Origin of the sequence: Paraburkholderia hiiakae, assembly GCF_904848665.1 — a bacterium.
GTDB lineage: Bacteria > Pseudomonadota > Gammaproteobacteria > Burkholderiales > Burkholderiaceae > Paraburkholderia > Paraburkholderia hiiakae.
Genome location: NZ_CAJHCQ010000001.1, coordinates 181,138 through 199,800, shown reverse-complemented (window position 1 = coordinate 199,800; position 18,663 = coordinate 181,138). Strand labels below are relative to the sequence as shown.

15 protein-coding genes are annotated in these 18,663 nt (G+C 64.5%); 4 read left to right on the top strand and 11 right to left on the bottom strand.

Annotated features, from left to right (window positions below):
- Positions 1-1,200, top strand: coding sequence for a heme biosynthesis protein HemY (locus JMY28_RS00900; protein WP_201693662.1), 1,200 nt, complete (start codon positions 1-3; stop codon positions 1,198-1,200).
- Positions 1,201-1,314: 114 nt separating this feature from the next.
- On the opposite strand, the gene JMY28_RS00895 is transcribed toward JMY28_RS00900, so the two are convergent.
- From JMY28_RS00895 to JMY28_RS00885, 3 genes are all read right to left on the bottom strand, one after another.
- Positions 1,315-2,634, bottom strand: a complete 1,320-nt coding sequence (locus tag JMY28_RS00895; RefSeq protein WP_201693661.1) for an MFS transporter — start codon at positions 2,632-2,634, stop codon at positions 1,315-1,317.
- A 229-nt stretch (positions 2,635-2,863) separates the two neighbouring features.
- Positions 2,864-3,622 (bottom strand): SDR family oxidoreductase, encoded by a 759-nt coding sequence (locus JMY28_RS00890; protein ID WP_201693660.1) that lies wholly within the window; start codon positions 3,620-3,622, stop codon positions 2,864-2,866.
- Between the two features lie 42 nt (positions 3,623-3,664).
- Positions 3,665-5,104, bottom strand: coding sequence for an aldehyde dehydrogenase family protein (locus JMY28_RS00885; protein WP_201693659.1), 1,440 nt, complete (start codon positions 5,102-5,104; stop codon positions 3,665-3,667).
- 295 nt (positions 5,105-5,399) lie between these two features.
- On the opposite strand from JMY28_RS00885, the gene ppa reads away from it, so the two are divergent.
- Complete coding sequence (ppa, locus tag JMY28_RS00880; protein ID WP_028207725.1) at positions 5,400-5,927, top strand: inorganic diphosphatase; 528 nt, start codon at positions 5,400-5,402, stop codon at positions 5,925-5,927.
- 71 nt (positions 5,928-5,998) lie between these two features.
- Here ppa and JMY28_RS00875 read toward each other — a convergent pair whose 3' ends face one another.
- The 3 genes from JMY28_RS00875 to JMY28_RS00865 form a co-directional block, all read right to left on the bottom strand.
- Positions 5,999-8,857 carry an EAL domain-containing protein gene (locus tag JMY28_RS00875; RefSeq protein ID WP_201693658.1) on the bottom strand — a complete coding sequence of 953 codons (2,859 nt, stop codon included), beginning with the start codon at positions 8,855-8,857 and terminating at the stop codon, positions 5,999-6,001.
- A gap of 168 nt (positions 8,858-9,025) precedes the next feature.
- Positions 9,026-9,337, bottom strand: coding sequence for a GIY-YIG nuclease family protein (locus JMY28_RS00870; RefSeq protein ID WP_201694576.1), 312 nt, complete (start codon positions 9,335-9,337; stop codon positions 9,026-9,028).
- An 89-nt stretch (positions 9,338-9,426) separates the two neighbouring features.
- Positions 9,427-10,599, bottom strand: a complete 1,173-nt coding sequence (locus JMY28_RS00865; RefSeq protein WP_201693657.1) for a GNAT family N-acetyltransferase — start codon at positions 10,597-10,599, stop codon at positions 9,427-9,429.
- A gap of 229 nt (positions 10,600-10,828) precedes the next feature.
- Here JMY28_RS00865 and JMY28_RS00860 point away from each other — a divergent pair, with 229 nt between their 5' ends.
- Both JMY28_RS00860 and JMY28_RS00855 read left to right on the top strand, forming a co-directional pair.
- Positions 10,829-12,940, top strand: coding sequence for an NAD(+) synthase (locus tag JMY28_RS00860; protein ID WP_201693656.1), 2,112 nt, complete (start codon positions 10,829-10,831; stop codon positions 12,938-12,940).
- 75 nt (positions 12,941-13,015) lie between these two features.
- Complete coding sequence (locus JMY28_RS00855) at positions 13,016-13,354, top strand: P-II family nitrogen regulator (protein WP_027795598.1); 339 nt, start codon at positions 13,016-13,018, stop codon at positions 13,352-13,354.
- Positions 13,355-13,553: 199 nt separating this feature from the next.
- Here the strand turns inward: JMY28_RS00855 and JMY28_RS00850 are convergent, their stop codons facing one another.
- From JMY28_RS00850 to JMY28_RS00830, 5 genes are all read right to left on the bottom strand, one after another.
- Positions 13,554-14,723, bottom strand: a complete 1,170-nt coding sequence (locus tag JMY28_RS00850) for a porin (protein WP_201693655.1) — start codon at positions 14,721-14,723, stop codon at positions 13,554-13,556.
- A 578-nt stretch (positions 14,724-15,301) separates the two neighbouring features.
- A complete protein-coding gene (locus JMY28_RS00845; RefSeq protein WP_201693654.1) occupies positions 15,302-16,084 on the bottom strand; it encodes an ABC transporter ATP-binding protein in 783 nt (260 codons plus the stop codon).
- Between the two features lie 19 nt (positions 16,085-16,103).
- Positions 16,104-16,826 (bottom strand): ABC transporter permease, encoded by a 723-nt coding sequence (locus JMY28_RS00840; protein WP_201693653.1) that lies wholly within the window; start codon positions 16,824-16,826, stop codon positions 16,104-16,106.
- Between the two features lie 19 nt (positions 16,827-16,845).
- On the bottom strand, positions 16,846-17,535 hold the full coding sequence (locus JMY28_RS00835; protein ID WP_201693652.1) for an ABC transporter permease: 690 nt from the start codon (positions 17,533-17,535) through the stop codon (positions 16,846-16,848).
- 268 nt (positions 17,536-17,803) lie between these two features.
- Entirely contained in the window at positions 17,804-18,580 is a 777-nt protein-coding gene (locus tag JMY28_RS00830; protein ID WP_201693651.1) for an ABC transporter substrate-binding protein, read from the bottom strand.
- Positions 18,581-18,663 lie beyond the last annotated feature (83 nt).

Below are 18,663 nucleotides of genomic sequence, written 5' to 3'. Positions count from 1 at the left end.
ATGGCGATCCGTGGACTCCTCTGGCTCGCGCTTCTCTTCGCGATTGCCGTCGCGCTCGCAACCGTCGGGCGCTTCGACACCGGGCAGGTGCTGCTCGTCTATCCGCCGTATCGCGTGGACGTCTCGCTCAACCTGTTCGTGGTCGGCATCGTGGTGGCCTTCCTGCTGCTGTACGCGATCCTGCGTTTCGCGCGCAACATCGTGACGATGCCGCGCCGCGTCGCCGCGTACCGCGCACGCATGCGTGCCGAGAAGGCGAACTCGGCGCTGCGCGACGCCGTGGGCAATCTCTACGCGGGCCGCTTCTCGCGCGCCGAGAAGGCCGCGCGCGATTCGCTCGCCGACGGCAGGAACACGAGCGCCGCGGGCCTCATCGCCGCGACGGCCGCGCATCGTCTGCATGAATACGCGCGCCGCGACGAATGGCTTACCCAGGTCGACGACCCCGACCTCCAGGAAGCGCGCCTCATGGCGACGGCCGACATGCGCGCCGACGGCCGCGACGCCGATGGCGCACTCGCCGCGCTCACCGAAATGCGCACGCAGGGCGGCCGCCGCATTCACGCGCAGCAGATCGCGCTGCGCGCCCAGCAGCAGCTCAAAAACTGGAGCGAAGTGCTCAAGCTCGTGAAGACGCTGGAAAAGCGTGAGGCGCTGCACCCGGCCGTGGCGGTGCGTCTGCGCCAGCTCGCGGCGGAAAACCTGCTGCGTGACCGCCGTCACAATGCAGATGCGCTGCTCGAACTGTGGCAGTCGCTCTCGAACGTCGAGCGCCATTCGCCGCGACTGGCCGACTGCGCCGCCGAACTGCTGATCGCGCTCGAACGCCAGGCCGACGCGCGCAAGATCGTCGAGGAAGCGCTCGCGCAGAACTGGGACGCGCGCCTCTTGCGCCGCTATCCGGATACCGCGGGCAACGACGCGCTGCCGCTTATCCAGAAGGCCGAGGCGTGGCGCAAGGAGCGTCCCGAAGACGGCGACCTGTTGTTCGCGCTGGGCCGTCTGTGCCTGAAGCAGCAACTGTGGGGCAAGGCGCAGTCGTTCCTCGAAGCCGCGCTCAAGTCCGCCGACGCAACGCAGAACGAGCCGCTCAAGATCCGCTCGCATCGCGCACTTGCGCGCCTGCACGAGCAGCTCGGCGACGGCGAGAAGGCGGCTTCGCACTATCGTGAAAGTGCACTGTCGATGAACGTGGTTTGATGCCTGCGCCACGCGGCTGAAGAAGCCGCAACTGAAGTCCAAACCGAAGTCCAAACGAAAGCGGCCGCCTGCAAAACAGGCGGCCGTTTGTTTTTGGAGAAGCCTCGGAATGCTTCAGCGGTTCACGAGTTTCGCCGGTGCGGAAAGTGCGAGCAGGCCGCCCAGGATCATGAACGCCGCGAGCATGTACATGCCCGAATCATTGGCCTTCGTGGCCTCTTTGAGCCAGCCCACCGCATAGGGGCTCAGGAAGCCCGCGAGATTGCCGATCGAGTTGATGAGCGCGATGCCGGCCGCCGCGCCCGTGCCCGCGAGCCAGGCCGTGGGCAGGCTCCAGAACAGCGGCAGCGTGGTGAGAATGCCCATGGTCGCGATGGTGAGCGCCGTCATGGCGAGCGTGGTGTCATGCGCCCAGGTGACCGAAAGCACGAGGCCGAGCGCGCCGATGGCGGCCGGCACGGCGATGTGCCAACGGCGCTCACGCGTGCGGTCGGCGCTCTTCGCCACCAGCACCATGCCGACCACGGCCGCCGCGAACGGAATGGCCGAAAGCAGGCCGATCGTGAGCGCATCTTTCACGCCGGTCGCCTTGATGATGGTGGGCAGCCAGAAGCTCACGCCGTAAAGGCCCATGACGAATGAGAAGTAGGTGAAGCTCATCACGAGCACGCGCGCGCTCGTGAGCACGGTCATGAGCGGCAGGTCTTCCTTGGTGGCGTCCTCGGCGGCGATGTTGCGTTCGAGCAGCGCGCGCTCTTCTTCGGTGAGCCACTTGGCCTTGCCGATGCGGTCGTCGAGTACGAAGAAGACCAGCACGCCGACGATCACCGAGGGCAGCCCTTCGAGCAGGAAGAGCCACTGCCAGCCCTGCCAGCCGTTCGCGCCATCGAAGGACTTGAGAATCCAGCCCGACACCGGCCCGCCGATCACGCCCGAAAGCGCAATGGCCGTCATGAACCACGTGGTCATGCGCCCGCGCCGGTGCGCCGGATACCAGTAGGTGAGGTAGAGGATGATGCCAGGGAAGAAGCCCGCCTCGCACAGGCCCAGCAGAAAGCGCATGACGTAGAACATGGTGGGCGTGGTGACGAACATCGTCAGGATCGAGACGAGGCCCCACGTGACCATGATGCGCGCGATCCACACGCGCGCGCCCACACGATGCAGGATCACATTGCTTGGTACTTCGAACAGAAAGTAACCGACGAAGAAAATGCCCGCACCGAAGCCATAAACTGCATCGGAGAGATTGAGCGCCGAACTCATCTGCAGCTTGGCGAAGCCCACGTTCACGCGGTCCAGATACGCGACCACGTAGCAAAGCATGAGAAGCGGAATGAGCCGCCACGCGACTTTGCGATAGGTGGCTTCTTCGAAGGCGGAGGGTGGTGTGCCCACTCCCGCTTGCGGCAGGTGATTCGCTGGACTGGCCATGGTGTCTCCTATGTCGGCCGGAGTTGGCGCGCTAGCGCTTACTCCGGTCCCATGCAGAGCAAGATCTTGCTCATTGGCGTGTTCGTTGTATTGCCGCCTTGTTTTGGCGGGTATTCGACGCGAAAGCACGATCATTCTATACGCGCCGCCGTGGCGCGACGGCGCGTGAATCTCGGGGAAAACACCGATCAGTCAACGACTTGGCGCAGCGACACACAACGACTGACAGCTACACGCAGCGCCCGCCATCCACTTCGATGCAAGTGCCGGTGATGAATGCCGCCTCATCCGAGGCGAGATAGAGGCACGCATTGGCCACGTCCTGCGGCGTGGAAAAACGCCCGAGCGGAATAGTCGCGATGAAGCGCTGGCGGTTCTCCGGCGTGTCGGGTACGCCCATGAACTCCGCTGTGAGGCCCGTGTCACCGATTACGGGATTCACGCAGTTCACGCGAATCTGGTCGGGGCCCAGCTCTGCGGCGAGCGCCTTGCTGGCCACGATCATCGCGCCCTTGCTGCCGTTGTACCAGACGAGTCCCGGCCGCGGCCGGATGCCCGCGGTCGATGCAATGTTGACGAACGCGCCGCCGCCGCGCTCGCGAAAATGCGGCACGAACGCGCGCACGCTCCAGTAGAGACCTTTCACGTTGACGGCGTAGACGCGGTCGAACTCCGCTTCGCTCACTTCGAGCACGGGCTTGTTGCGATGCGTGGTGCCTGCGTTGTTGACGACGATCTGCACGCTGCCGAAGTCTTCGATAGCCGCGTCGCGCAGCGTGTGCCAGTCGGCTTCGCGTGTGATGTCGCCTTGCACCGCGATCGCCCGTCCGCCCGCGAGCGCGATCTCGCTCGCGACGCGCTCGGCCGCTTCGCCGTTCAGATCGTTGATGACGACATTCGCGCCTTCGCGCGCATAGGTCTTTGCAATGCCTTCGCCGAAGCCCGAGCCGGCGCCCGTCACGACAGCCGTCTTGCCTTTGAGTCGCATGGTGTCTCCATTTGTATGGCGCTTGTTTGACTGCGAAAGTGTTCAGCCGTGCCGGATCGCGATCGTTTTCAGCACGGTGAAGCCATAGAGCGCCTCGAAGCCTTTTTCGCGCCCGTGTCCCGAATGCCGTGTGCCGCCGAACGGCAATTCGACGCCGCCTCCCGCACCGTAGTTGTTGACGAACACCTGGCCCGCGCGCACGCGCCGGGCAAGACGCATCTGGCGCGCGCCGTCGCGCGTCCAGATGCCGGCGACCAGGCCATAAAGCGTGCCGTTGGCGAGCGCGAGCGCTTCTTCCTCGCTCTCGAAAGGCATCGCTGCGAGCACGGGCCCGAACACCTCTTCCTGCGCAAGACGGCTTTGCGGCGGCACGTCGCGCAGCAGTGTCGGGACTTCGTAGAAGCCGCCACTCGGCGCATCGGCTTCGAGCCTGCCGCTTGCCACCGTGGCGATACGGCTTGCGGCTGCTTCGTCGAGAAAGCCGCGCACGCGCTGGCGCTGCTTCTCGTTGATGAGCGGGCCGCAGTCGAGATCGGCGCTGGCCGGGCCCACGCGCAGCTTGCCGAACGACGCCGCGAGCCGGTCGATGAGCGGCTCGTACGCGCCGCGCTCGATCAGCACGCGGCTGCCTGCCGAACAGGTCTGCCCCGCGTTCTGCACGATCGCGGCCACGAGCACGGGCAGCGCGGCGTCGAAATCGGCATCGGCGAAAACGATTTGCGGCGACTTGCCGCCCAGCTCCAGCGTGACGGGCACGTGGTGCTCGGCGGCCATCTGCGTGACGAGCTTGCCCGTTTGCGGCGAACCGGTGAACGAGATGTGGTCGATGCCGGGATGCGAGGCGAGCGCCGCGCCCGCCTCATGCCCAAGCCCGGTGACGATGTTGAGCGCCCCGGCGGGCAGGCCGGCAACGCGTGCCAGTTCGGCCACGCGCAGCAGCGACACGCAGGCGTCCTCGGCGGGCTTCACCACGCACGCGTTGCCGGTGGCGAGCGCCGCGCCCACGCTGCGGCCGAAGATCTGCATCGGGTAATTCCAGGGCACGATGTGGCCCGTCACGCCGTGCGGCTCACGCACCGTGAGCACCGTGTAGCCGGCCTGGTAGGGCAGGGTCTCGCCGTGCAGCTTGTCGGCGGCGCCGGCGTAGAACTCGAAATAGCGCGCGAGCGCGGCGGCGTCGGCGCGCGCCTGCTTGAGCGGCTTGCCGGTGTCGCGCGCTTCGAGTTGCGCGAGTTCTTCCGTGTGCTGGCCGACGAGGCCCGAGAGTGCGAACAGCAGGCGCCCACGTTCAGTGGCGCTCAATGCGCCCCATGAGCCCTCAAAGGCTTTACGCGCGGCGGTGACGGCGTCGTTGATGTCGGTGGCATTGCCGCGCGCGAGCTGCGCGAAGGGCTGGCCGCTGGAGGGATCGATCGCGGCGAGCGTCTCGCCGCTGGCGGGCGATTGCCATTCGCCGCCGATGAAGTGCTTCGCTTCTTCCATGCATGCGCCTCGTAAATGGGGGTGAAACGAGGGGAAACGCAAAACGGGAAACGTCGCCGGAGGGTGCCTCGGATCGCCCGATGGCGGGCCGCGCCGGCCGGTTCATTATCGCGCCAAGTGCAGGCGCCATGCGCGCGAATTCAGCAGGCACTTCATCTGCGTGCGGGAAAGCCCTGGGCCGAAGCGCCGGCCGCCCTGGCCGATTGGCTATAATGGCGTCCATCCTCCAACGTCTGGTTTCGCGCCGGTTTTGCGCGCGAGCCGTCGCTTTTTCCCTTCTCAACAGAGAGCGCTCATGAGCTTTGCAAATGTCCCCGCCGGCAAGGATCTGCCGCAAGACTTCAACGTGATCATCGAGATTCCCGCGCAAAGCGATCCGGTGAAATACGAAGCCGACAAGGACCTGGGCCTGCTCGTCGTCGACCGTTTCGTCGGCACGGGCATGCGCTATCCCGTGAATTACGGCTTCATTCCGCAGACGCTCTCGGGCGACGGCGACCCGGTCGACGTGCTCGTGATCACGCCGTTCCCGCTGCTGGCCGGCTCCGTCGTGCGCTCGCGCGCGCTCGGCATGCTGCAGATGACCGACGAGTCGGGCGTCGACGCGAAGCTGATCGCGGTTCCGCACGACAAGGTCTGCCCGATGACGGCCAACCTCAAGTCGCTCGACGACGTGCCCGAGTACCTGAAGGATCAGATCAAGCACTTCTTCGAGAACTACAAGGCGCTCGAAAAGGGCAAGTGGGTCAAGGTCGAAGGCTGGGTCGGCATCGAAGCCGCCCACAAGGAAATCACCGAAGGCGTTGCGAACTTCAAGAAGTAAATCGCACGCTTGACGCTTGATTGAAAACCGCACGCGCCGGGAGGCCGTGCGGTTTTTTCATGGGCGCTCGATTAGCCCACTGCAGCGACGTCGCGCAGTTCAGGCCCGCGCAGGATGTCGAACCGCGCAGGCTTGCCCACGCCGTAGCCCTGCGCGTAGTCCACGCCCATCGCGATCATCCAGTCCACGATGGCGGCGTCCTCCACGCACTCGGCGATCGTCAGCTTGCCCGCTGCGTGGGCGACCTGGTTGATCGAACGCACGATAGCCTGATCCAGCGGACTGTCGATGATGCCGCGGATGAAGCTGCCGTCGATCTTCAGATAATCGACGTGCAGATGCTTGAGGTAGTTGAACGACGACATGCCCGCGCCGAAGTCGTCGAGCGCGAAACGGCAGCCCTGCGCGCGCAGGCGCTCGATGAGCTTGATGGCGTCGTCCATGTTCGTGATCGCCGCGGTTTCGGTGATCTCGAAGCACACGCGCTCGAACGGGATGGACCAGATGCGCTGCTGTTCCTCGATATAGTCGGCGAGCTGCTCGTCGCCGAGCGAGGCGCCCGAGAGGTTGATCGACCAGGTGCCGTAATGGTGCGTGCCTTCGGCGATCATCGCGAACGCGCTCGCGATCACCCAGCGGTCGATGGCCGGCATGAGATCGAAGCGTTCCGCCGCGCCGATGAACGCGGATGGCTCCACGAGCGCGCCGGAGGCGGTCTGCATGCGCAGCAGCAGTTCGACGTGCGTGTCGTCGGCTGACGATGCCTGCGCAAGCGAGAGAATCTCCTGGCCGAACAGGCAGAACTGGCCATTTTCGAGCGCGGTCTTGATATCGGAGACCCACGCCATCTGCGCGTGCGTTTGCGAGAGTTCCTCGTCGTCATCGCGAAAGCGGTGCACGCGGTTGCGGCCTTTCTTCTTCGCCATGTAGCACGCTACGTCCGCGGCCTTCATCACTTCCTTGACGGAAACGAGGCCCGCCGCGTCGCCGACCAGTCCGATGCTCACGCTCGTCGGCACGATGCGGCCGGCGCCCGTGAAGCGGATCGCGGCAATGCCCGCGCGCAGGTTCTCCGCGAGCAGCGATGCGTGCGCCGCCGTGCAGTGCGGCAGCACGACGCCGAATTCGTCGCCGCCCAGACGCGCAATGATGTCCTCGCCGCGCAACTCGCTTTTGAGCACGCGGCAGACCTGACGGATCAGTTCGTCGCCGGTTGAATGTCCGCAGGTGTCGTTGACGACCTTGAACTGGTCGAGGTCGAGAAACATGACCGCGTGGCCAGGCTCTCCGGGCTGCGCACTGCCGCCATCGTCGAGCAGCGCGGCGAGACGCCGCTCGAACTCGCGGCGGTTGTAGATGTCGGTGAGTTCGTCGTGGGTCGCCTGGTAGGCGAGGCGCGCAGCGTGTTCGCGCAGCGCGCTCACGTCGTAGAGCACGATGACGGTGCCGATCACGCGTCGCTGCACGTCGCGTAGCTTCGACACCGAATAATCGACCGCGAGGCGCGAGCCGTCCGGACGCATCACGTGGAGATTCGCGCCGCCTGTGTCGTCCATCACGTCCGTCGCGCCCGTCGCTGGTGAATTTTTGAGGACTTCGAAGCGATGCGGTTCATGTGCGTCGTTGCGCAGGTCGCAGATCGCGTCGAACGGCTGTGCGAGCATATCGGCGGCCGCGCGGCCGAGCATGCGTTCGGCCACGGCGTTGCAGTAGGTCACGCGCGCGTTTTCATCGGTGCGGATCACGGCTTCGCCGATCGAGGCCAGCGTGACCTCCGCCAGTTCGCGTTCAGTATAGGCGTTCGCTTCGGCAGACCTTAGCTCGGAGATGTCGAACAGGCAGCCGACCATGCGCACAGCGCGCCCGCGCGCGTCGCGCACCGCCTGGCCGCGTGCGCGGCACCAGCAGTAGCTGCCCGCGAGCGTGCGCAGACGAAATTCCACGTCGAACGGCGTTGCGCGCGCAAGGTGTTGGCGCAACGCGTGGCGCACGAGCGTGAGGTCGTCGGGATGAACGAGCTGTGTGAGGCCGGTGTCGCTTTCGAAGCGCGTGCCCACTTCGTAGCCTAGCTGTTCGTAGAGCCAGTTCGAGAAGTAGCATTGGCGGCTGCCGACCTCCCAGTCCCAGAGCCCGGCGTTGATGCCTTCAAAGCCTAGCGTGAGGCGCTCCTCGTTCTTGCGAACCTCGGCTTCGAGGCGGTCGCTGCGCGCAAGCGCACGGCGGATGAATTGCGAGAACGCGCCGAGCAGCACGATGGCGGAGGCGGCGAGCGCGAGCGTAAGGAGCGAGCGCGTGGCGCGCGCCGCGTCGTCGAGCGAGTGGGAGAAGCCGCTTTCGATGGGCGCGAGCAGGTTGTCGATCTCGCGCAACTCGCGCACGAGGCTGGCGGACTGCGGCGCGTGCAGCCCACCCGCCTGCACGAGCGCGTGCAGGCGTTCGCCCGTATCGGCGAGACGCAGAATATAGCGGTCGCCGATGTCCCAGAACGCCACGGCCGGGCGCATCCACGGCGTGTTCTTGAGCGTGCGGTAGCCCCAGGTCATGCCGTCCATGTCGGCGGGCGCGATGTGGCCTAGTGCGAAGCCGCGCCGGATCGCCGTGGTGTCCGGTTGCGCGCGGTTCATCTCCAGCCGTGCCGCGCGGTCGCCGAGCGGCACGGCGATACCGGCGAGGAACGTGCGGTAATCCGCTTCGTCGCCGGTGCGCGCATAGCGCTCCAGGGCGTGAACGGCGTCTTTCTGGCCCTTCGACCAGCTGCTTTCCCCTGCCACATAGGCAAGCAGGATCGACATGATCGCGAGGCTAGCCGCGGCGATCACCGCCATGACGGCGGCGAGCAGCCATAGCGGCAGCAGGACCACGGTCGTGCGCCGCAATCCGTGCCAACCGGGGGCAAGCTGGCTCGTCTCCGCTTTAGTGGGTCTCTTCATGCTTCACCGGTTCCTTCGGCTAGCCAGGTGAAATGAGAGCGCACGCCGGGGGCTAAGACCGGCGTCTTATGCGCAATAACGGCGGGGGCTGAGCGCGGCTTTAGGCTTGAGTCGGGGCGTTCGATGAAAAGAGCAGACGCCCGAGCGGATGACGTTTGCTCAGTTTGCTCATTCCGGCGCTTCGGGTTCCGAGGCCGTATCCAGGGGCGGTGGGGGCAGGACCGATTCGAGCGTGCGCGCGCCGGCCGCGAGCGCGCGCTTTTCTCGCGGGGTGAGGCGCTTGACCCAATATTCGGCGCTCGACGCGCGCCCACGGTCGGCGAACTCGAACTGAGCGAGCACCTGCACCGGCTTGCGCGAGCGCGTGTAGCGCGCGCCCGTGCCGCTCGCGTGCTGGGCGAAGCGGGCGGCGACATCGATGGCGATGCCCGTATACACGCTGCCGTCGGCGCATTCGAGCATATAGAGGAACCACGGCATAGTTCTGGAAGCGATGATCGTGATGGGCGAGGGCGTTTCAGGACACGCTGCGCGCGGGTTTTCCGCACGCATCAGGCGCGTCAGGTGCATCAGGCACGAAAAGGATTGCGCTCATTGAGCTCGTGCATATAGGCGTGAATATGGTTCGTCTCGCTTTCAAGAAAGCGCGCAACGGCGTCGGAGAAGGCAGGGTGGGCGAGCCAGTGCGCGGAGCGCGTCGCGGTGGGCAGGAAACCGCGCGCCATCTTGTGTTCGCCTTGCGCACCGCCTTCGAACACGTCGAGCTTTTCCTCGATGCAGAACTCGAGCGGCTGATAGTACGCGGTCTCGAAGTGCAGGCAGGGCACGTGTTCGAGCGCGCCCCAGTAGCGGCCATAGAGCGTACCGCCCTGACCGTTCTCACCGCGCTGCCAGACCACGAGCGAACTCGCGATCGGCTTGCCTTCGCGCTCGGCGATCACGAGCAGCAGATTTTCCGGCATCGTCTCGCCGATCATGCGGAAGAAGTCGAGATTCAGATACGGCGACGAGAAATGCTCGCGGTACGTCTGCCGGTAGCAGCGGCTGAAAAAGCGCCACTCGGTGTCGCTGATGTCCTCGCCGCGCACGCGTCGCATCGTCACGCCCGCCTCGCTCACCTTGCGGCGTTCCGCGCGAATGTTCTTGCGCTTCTTCTGTTCAAGCGTGGAGAGGAAGTCCTCGAAGTCGCGATAGCCGTCGTTGAGCCAGTGAAACTGCACGCCGTCACGCTGCATCATGCCGAGGTCGGTCAGCGCCTCGGCGTCTTCCGTGGTCGGGAAGAGCACGTGTAGCGACGAGACGTCGGCCTGCTCCGCGAAGGCGAGCAGCGTTGCGGCCAGATGGCGGCGCGCGGTTGCGTCGGCGGCGATCAGGCGCGTGCCCTGCACCGGCGTGAACGGCACGGCGCACAAGAGCTTTGGGTAGTACTCGAGGCCGTTGCGCTTGTAGGCGTCGGCCCAGGCCCAATCGAACACGTATTCCCCGTACGAGTGACCCTTGAGATACACCGGCGCGGCGGCGGCGAGGCGCCCCGTGCGCGTGTCGGTGAGCGTGACGAACTGCGCGGCCCAGCCATCGTTCGGCGTGGTGCAGCGCGTGGCGTCGAGCGCCGCGAGGAATTCGTGGCGTAAAAAGGGCGTAGGCTGCGCCTGGCGTGCGAGCAGCGCGTTCCATTCGGCGGCGTCGACCTCGGACAGTGAGCCGAGGATGCCCGTGCGATAATCGAAATGTTCCTGATTCAACTTGCGTGCCCGTTGGCGTGGGAAGCGGCGTGGGGTTTCAGCAGCGCCTGCCGCAGCAAACGGTCATGGTAAAGCAAACGTCCCGAGCGGGTGAGGACCGCCGCGCCTCTTGCAGCGTCGGCAGCCACGCGCCATCAAGCGGTATCAAGCGGCATCAAGCGGCATCAAGCAGCCCGAACGTCAGAGCGTGCGCTATCGTGCGCAGCGCGCCCGCCTCAAGGTTATCGAAATGAAAGAGCGTTTCTTCAATCTCTATACGCACGGCTTTGCGCGCGTGGCCGTGGGCGTGCCCCGCTGCCGCGTGGCCGATCCCGCATTCAACGCCACCGAGACGCTCGCGCTCGCGCGCGAGGCCGCTTCGAAGGGCGCGGCGCTCGTCGCGTTCCCCGAGCTTGGCCTTTCGGCCTATACCTGCGACGACCTGTTCCATCAGCAAGCGTTACTCGACGCCTGCGAGCGAGCGCTCGCGCAGATCGTGGAAGCCTCGGCCTCGCTGCCGCTCGTGATGATCGTCGGTCTGCCGGTGCGCGCGGGTCACTCGCTCTTCAACTGCGCCGCGGTCGTGGCGGGCGGGCGTGTCGCGGGCGTTGTGCCGAAGAGTTTCCTGCCGAATTACGGCGAGTTTTACGAGCCGCGCCAGTTCAGTCCCGCCGATGTCGCGAGCACCGACACCGTGCGTCTCGCCGGCGCGGACGTGCCGTTCGGCGCGTCGCTGCTGTTCGAGGTGCCGCAGATCGCGGGTCTGCGCTTTCACGTGGAGATCTGCGAGGACGTCTGGGTGCCGATTCCGCCGTCGTCGTTCGCGGCGCTCGCGGGCGCTTCGGTGCTGGTGAATCTTTCGGCGTCGAATGTCGTGGTGGGCAAGGCGGGTTACCGGCAGCAGCTGGTGTCGCAACAGTCGGCGCGTTGTCTCGCTGCGTATCTGTACACCTCGGCGGGCAAGGGCGAATCGACCACCGACATGGCCTGGGACGGCCACGCACTCGTGTGCGAAAACGGCGAGCTGCTCGCGCAATCGGAGCGCTTCTCCGACGACTCGCACCTCATCTTCGCCGACGTCGATCTCGCGCGGCTGCAGCAGGAGCGCATCCGCCAGACCACGTTCGGCGATTCGATTCGCCGCCACGCCGAAGAAGTCGCGAAGTTCCGCGTGATTTCATGTGAGCTGGCGGGCGAGGGCGCGTGGGCGCGCGAAACGCTCGCGCTGTCGCGCCGCGTGGAGCGCTTCCCCTACGTGCCGGCCGATCCGAAGCGCCGCGACGAGCGCTGCAACGAGGTCTACAACATCCAGGTGCAGGCGCTCGTGCAGCGGCTTTCGCAGGCGGGCATCAAGAAAGTGGTGATTGGCGTCTCGGGCGGCCTCGACTCCACGCATGCGCTGCTCGTGTGCGCGAAGGCGATGGATCGCCTCGGGCTGCCGCGCGCGAACATCCTCGCGTACACCATGCCCGGGTTCGCGACGAGCGAGCGCACGCTGCGCCAGGCGCGCGAACTGATGGCGCTCGTGGGTTGCACGGCGCGCGAAATCGACATTCGCCAGAGTTGCATGCAGATGCTCGAAGACCTTGGCCATCCGTATTCGGAAGGCAACGAAACCTACGACATCACCTTCGAAAACGTGCAGGCCGGCGAGCGCACGAATCACCTGTTCCGCCTCGCTAACTTCAATCACGCGATCGTGATCGGCACGGGCGATCTCTCCGAGCTTGCGCTCGGCTGGTGCACGTACGGCGTGGGCGATCACATGTCGCACTACAACGTGAACGCGAGCGTGCCGAAGACGCTCATCACGCATCTCGTGCGCTGGGTGGCCGAAACGGGCCAGATTGGCCAGAACGGGGAGAGCGGCCGCGACGTGCTCGAAGCGATTCTCGCCACGGACATCAGCCCGGAGCTGATTCCGGGCAAGTCCGATGGCGCGCCCGAGCAGAAAACCGAGAGCACGATCGGGCCATACGAGCTGCAGGACTTCAACCTCTACTACACGCTGCGCTTCGGTTTCGCGCCGTCGAAGGTGGCGTTCCTCGCGCGCCACGCGTGGGGCGACCGGGAAGCCGGGGCGTGGCCCGAGAACGCGAAAGTCGTGCGCAATCAGTACGATCTCGCGGCGATCAAGCGCAATCTGCGCATTTTCCTCGACCGCTTCTTCCGGCAGAGCCAGTTCAAGCGCACCTGCATTCCGAATGCGCCGAAGGTCGGCTCGGGCGGCTCGCTCTCGCCGCGCGGCGACTGGCGCGCGCCGAGCGATTCGGAGTCGGTGGTGTGGCTCGCCGATCTGGAGCGGGTACCCGACGAAGCGAGTGGGGCAAGCGCGGCGCCTGCGGGCAAGCCCTCGGCGTGAGCCCCGGCCGCACAGCGTAGAATCCCGATAGGTTCCGAAATTTCCGACATATCCGATAACGAGACGAGGTTCGCCATGAAACGCATTACTGCCGTGATCAAACCGTTCAAGCTCGACGAAGTGCGCGAGGCGCTCGCCGAAGTGGGCCTCACGGGCCTGACCGTCACCGAGGTCAAGGGCTTCGGCCGCCAGAAGGGCCATACGGAGCTTTACCGCGGCGCCGAATACGTGGTCGACTTCCTGCCGAAGGTGAAGATCGAAGTGGTGGTCGCGAACGATCAGGCCGACCAGGTGATCGACGCGATCATCGGCGCGGCGCGCACGGGCAAGATCGGCGACGGCAAGATCTTCGTGACCGACGTGGAGCGTGTGATCCGCATCCGCACGGGCGAGGAGAACGAAGCGGCGGTTTGAGGCCGCTCGCTTTGCACGGCCGGCCCCCGAAGTACACGAAGCACTTGATGCACCAATAGAAAAGGGGACGGCGCCGCTTTCGCGGCCCGTCCCCAGCATAAAAAACGGTGCGATACCCTTTCGGACATCGCACCGATACGCGCCTCTCGCAGCAGCGTGAAAACGTCGATGTAGCTGTTCTGTCTACACTCGCTTCAAATTAGAACGAGTGCTGGATACCTGCGTACACACCAACCTGGCTGTGGCCCGGCAGCGGGTTCGTGGTTGCAGCCGCCGTACCAAAGTTGTTGGCGTTCAGGCCGAAGTTGGCCGTCTTGCTGTTCTGCACCGTGCCTGCCTGGATGTCGAGCAGCGTGCGCTTGGACAGGTTGTACGAACCACCAACCGTGTACAGCGTGGCGTTGCCGCCGCCGTTGTTCGCATTGACGTGGTAGACCGCCGCGATCAGCGCTGCAGCCGGCGTCATTTGCCACGTCACACCGCCCCACTCGTGGTCAAGCGTGGTCGGCTGGCCGATCAGCTGGCCGCTCATGCCTGCCGAACGGATGGCTTCGTAACCGCCCTGAATCTTGAACGCGCCGAGGAACACGTTGAACATGGCCATGTAGTCACGCGAGTACGCGAAGACACCGTTGCCGTTTGCCTGCGAACCGGTGGCAACCGTGCCGCCGTTGAGCGCGTTGTAATTACCGCCCAGCGAGCCGTTGTCCGGATTGCGGATTTCGTCATACAGGCCGCGGATCTGGAACAGCGAGCTGGTGTAGGTGAGCTGCAGGCCAGCTTCGCGACCTTGCGACGTCGAGCCGTTGCCGTTCCAGTTCGTCGCGTTCGAGAACGCGTACTGGCCGTACATGTCGAAGCCCATCCAGTTCGGCGACTGGTACGAAATGTTGTTGCTCGATTGCGGCCAGTTGCGACCACGGACCATCGAAGCCGACGACCAGTTCGACTGACCGAACGGGTCGAAGTCCCAAATGCCGTTGGAGATGAAGAGCATGCGGCCAGCGAGCAGCGTACCGAACTGGTCGTTCGCTACACCGACGGTCGCCCAGCGATTCCAGAGTGAGCCGGCCGAGCCGAGCGAGCCGTTCGCCGTGCTGAAGCTGCCTTCCAGGTGGAACAGAACCTTGTTGCCGCCACCGATGTCTTCAACGCCCTTCATGCCCCAGAGGCTGGTGCCCCAATAGCCGCTTTCGAGCTGCACCTGGCTGGAGCCGTGCGTGGCGGGGGTGTTTGCGGTGCCACCAGCACCAATGCCGTTCATGTATGCCACACCCATGTCCAGGCGGCCGTAGAGTGTCACGCTGCTTTGTGCATGCGCGACCACGCCAGCCGACATCAATGCTGCGGCGAGCAAAGCTTTCTTCATCTTCTCCTCCATACCCTGTCAAAGAGTCAACCTTAGTACTGCGAAAGACGTCCGTGCGCTTGGCGGCGCCGCGAACAGAAATCGTCGCGTGAGGGAGAATTACCCCGAGGACCGGCGTACGGGCTGGTGCCGCTGCATGACCCGGGCTGGGTCGTCTTGCAGGTCCCCTGGTTGACTGGCATCTCCCGTTCTTTTTGAAGTGAAACTACTTTTAATGAACTTTGTTTTGCTACTTTGGTTACTAATTTAGCAAAAAAGGTCCGTGGTGGCGAACAAATTCGTGCTCGCATCCCGGGGTGTCGTCAAATTGCAATATGCCCTTCCTGGATGGTGGTCAGAGAGGTATTGCAAATAGGTCGGAAGCCTTAAGGGATAAGGGACTCACGTCAATCAAATGGCTAAGTTCAGGATTGCCACTATTGACTAGTGATTGCACAAGGAGTAATGCGAAAAACGCTGTTTTTGAGCGTAAACCGGCGGCTTTTCGAGGGCAAAAGACGAAAAAAGAAAAGGCGCTGTAAGCGCCTCGTAATACTACTTTTACTACATCGTCGAAAGGGGCGACCCAGTGGGTCGTCTTACTTGAGGCTGCCCGAAAGGAACTGGCGCAGGCGCTCGCTCTTCGGATTGGCGAATACTTCGGCCGGCTGGCCTTCCTCTTCCACGAGTCCCTTGTGCAGGAACATGACGTGGTTCGAAACGTTGCGCGCGAAACCCATTTCGTGAGTGACCACGATCATCGTGCGGCCTTCCTCGGCGAGCTTCTGCATGACCTTGAGCACTTCGCCCACGAGCTCGGGGTCGAGCGCCGAGGTCGGCTCGTCGAACAGCATGACATCCGGGTGCATGGCGAGCGCGCGGGCGATTGCTACGCGTTGCTGCTGACCGCCCGAGAGGTGCGAGGGGTATTGCTTCTCCACGCGCGGCGCGAGACCGACCTTCTCCAGATAGGTGCGCGCGCGATCTTCGGCTTCCTTGCGCGGCAGACCCAGCACGTGCAGCGGCGCCTCGATTACGTTCTCGAGCACCGACATGTGCGACCACAGGTTGAAGTGCTGGAACACCATCGCGAGCTTGGTGCGCACGCGCTGGAGTTGCTTCGCGTCGGCGGGATGCAGCGCGCCCGTGCGCTTGTCCGCGCGCGTGGCGACTTCCTCGCCATCCACCACGATGCGCCCGGCGTTGGGCTGCTCGAGGAAGTTGATGCAACGCAGCATCGTGCTCTTGCCCGAGCCGGACGAGCCGATCACGCTGATCACGTCGCCTGCATTGGCTTTCAGGGACACGCCCTTGAGGACTTCGTTGTCGCCGTACTTCTTGTGGATGGAGTCGACGAACAGCTTCTGCTTCTGGGAATTCATCAATTGACCTCTAGCGGGCTCACTTGCCTTGCGGTCGCAGGTATGCGAGCCAGCGGCGCTCGGCTTGGCGGAACAGCCACACGAGCGTGAAAGAAATGATCAGGTACAGCAGGGCGGCAATGCCGAACGCGCCGAACGACTGATAAGTCGCCGAGTTCACGTCGCGCGCGATCTTCAGGATGTCCGGCACGGTGGCCGTGAAGGCCACGGTCGTTGCGTGCAGCATCAAAATGACTTCGTTGCTGTAGTAGGGCAGTGCGCGACGCAGCGCCGAAGGCAGGATCACGCGGCGGTACAGCGTGAATTGCGACATGCCGTAGGCGCGCGCGGCTTCGATCTCACCGTAGGGCGTGGCCTTGATCGCGCCCGCGAAGATTTCGGTGGTGTACGCGCAGGTGTTGAGCGTGAACGCAAGCAGCGTGCAGTTCATGCCACTTCTGAAGAACGCGCTCGTGAGCTCGTGGTTGCGCACGATCTCGAGGCTGTAGAGGCCCGTGTAGCACAGCAGCAACTGCACGTAGAGCGGCGTGCCGCGGAAGATATACGTGTAAAGCCACACGAGCCCGGCCAGCCACTTTTTCTTCGATACGCGCGCGACGGCGAGCGGCACCGAGAGGCAGAAGCCGAGCCCGATCGAGATGACGAGCAGCCACAGCGTGATGGCCACGCCGCTGAAATGGTAGCCGTCGGAGAAGAGATAGTTGCGCCAGTATTGCTGGATCAGTTGGACAAAGTCTTGCATGGTCTTGGCCTCGCGCGATTTAGAGATCCGCCTTGCGCACACCGGTGGAGTAGCGCTTGTCGAGATACATCAGCACGAAGTTGGAGACCGTGGTGATGACGAGATAGATCGCGCCGGCGAGCAGCGTGAAGAAAAAGAACCGCAGCGTGCCCTTGCCGGCGTCCTGGCTGGCCTTCACGACGTCGGCGAGACCGATGATCGAGACGAGCGCCGTGGACTTCACGAGCACCTGCCAGTTGTTGCCGATGCCGGGCAGCGCGAAGCGCATCATCTGCGGGAACATGATGCGCGCGAACACCTGCCAGTTCGTCATGCCGTAAGCGTGGCCCGCTTCGAGCTGGCCGCGCGGTACCGCGAGGAACGCGCCGCGGAATGTCTCGGTGAAGTACGCGCCGTAGATGAAGCCGAGCACGACCACGCCCGCGAGGAACGGGTCGATATCGATCTGATCCCAGCCGAGCATGTCGGTGAGGTTGTTCAGCCAGATCTGGATGCTGTAGAAGAGCAGCAGCATGAGCACGAGATCGGGCACGCCGCGAATGAGCGTGGTGTAGAGCGTGCCCGCGCCGTGCGCGACGCGATTTTTGGAGAGCTTGGCCGCCGCGCCGATCAGCCCGAGCACGAACGAGAGTGCGAGCGACAGCACGGCGAGCTTGACGGTCTGCCAGGTGCCGGCGAGGATCAGCGGGCCGTAGCCTTGAAGAAACATGGGCGAGTCCTTGACGGTGCGCTTCTCACACCGCGAAAGGCGCGGCGCTTGTCTGCCGCGGTTCAAATCCGTTCATGGCCGCGCGGTGTTGCGTACGCGCGCGTGGCCGATGCGTTTGCGCTCGTGAGCGCGCCTGTGACTGTATACGAAGCCCGGTGGCGGTCTATCGGGGAGCCCCCGGGGCTAGGCGCCCCCGGCTTCAAGCGTCGTGGCGCGAGGCGCGAGCGGTAATGTCTCGTTGTTTATTTACCTGCGTGTGCGTTCCCGTTCACTTGCCTTTGTAGATATCGAAGTCGAAGTACTGCTTCGCGATCTTGTCGAACGTGCCGTCGGCATGAATCGCGGCCAGCGCCGTGTTGAACTTCGCCTTCAGGTCGGCGTCGTCTTTGCGCAGGCCAATCGCGGTGCCGTCACCAATCGTCGCCGGGTCTTCCACTTCCGGGCCCGCCCACGCGAAACCCTTGCCGCGCGGCGTTTTCAGGAAGCCGAAGTCCGCCTGGACTTCGTCTTGCAGCGTGGCGTCGAGGCGCCCGGCGATCAGATCCTGGTAGACCTGGTCCTGATTCTGGTACGAGATCACGTTCACGCCCTGCGGCGCCCAGTGCGCCTTCGCGTACGCTTCCTGGGTCGAGCCCTGCTCGACGCCCACGTTCTTGCCCTTGAGCGAGGCAGGCGTAGGCCGCAGCGGCGAGCCCGTGCGCGCGAGCATGCGTGCGGGCGCATCGAACATCTTCGCGGAGTAGTCGATCTGCTGGGCGCGCTGCGGCGTGACGGTCAGCGACGACACGATCGCGTCGAACTTGCGGGCCTTGAGCGCCGGGATGATGCCGTCGAGGTCGTTCTCGACCCAGACGCACTTCACGTTCATGCGCGTACACAGGGCTTTCGTGAGGTCGATATCGAAGCCGACGATCTGTCCGTTCGGCGCTTTGGACTCGAACGGCGCATAGCTGGCGTCCACGCCGATGCGCACGGTTTTCCACTCTTTGGCGGCGGCGCTGCCCGCGATCAGGGCCAGCGCCACGCACACTGCAAACTTCTTCATCATTCTCCTGTCGAGCCGCAGTGAGTGCTTTTGCACTGACTCCGGTCTCATGCGCGGCTGATACGGGCGGCGCGGCGCGGTAA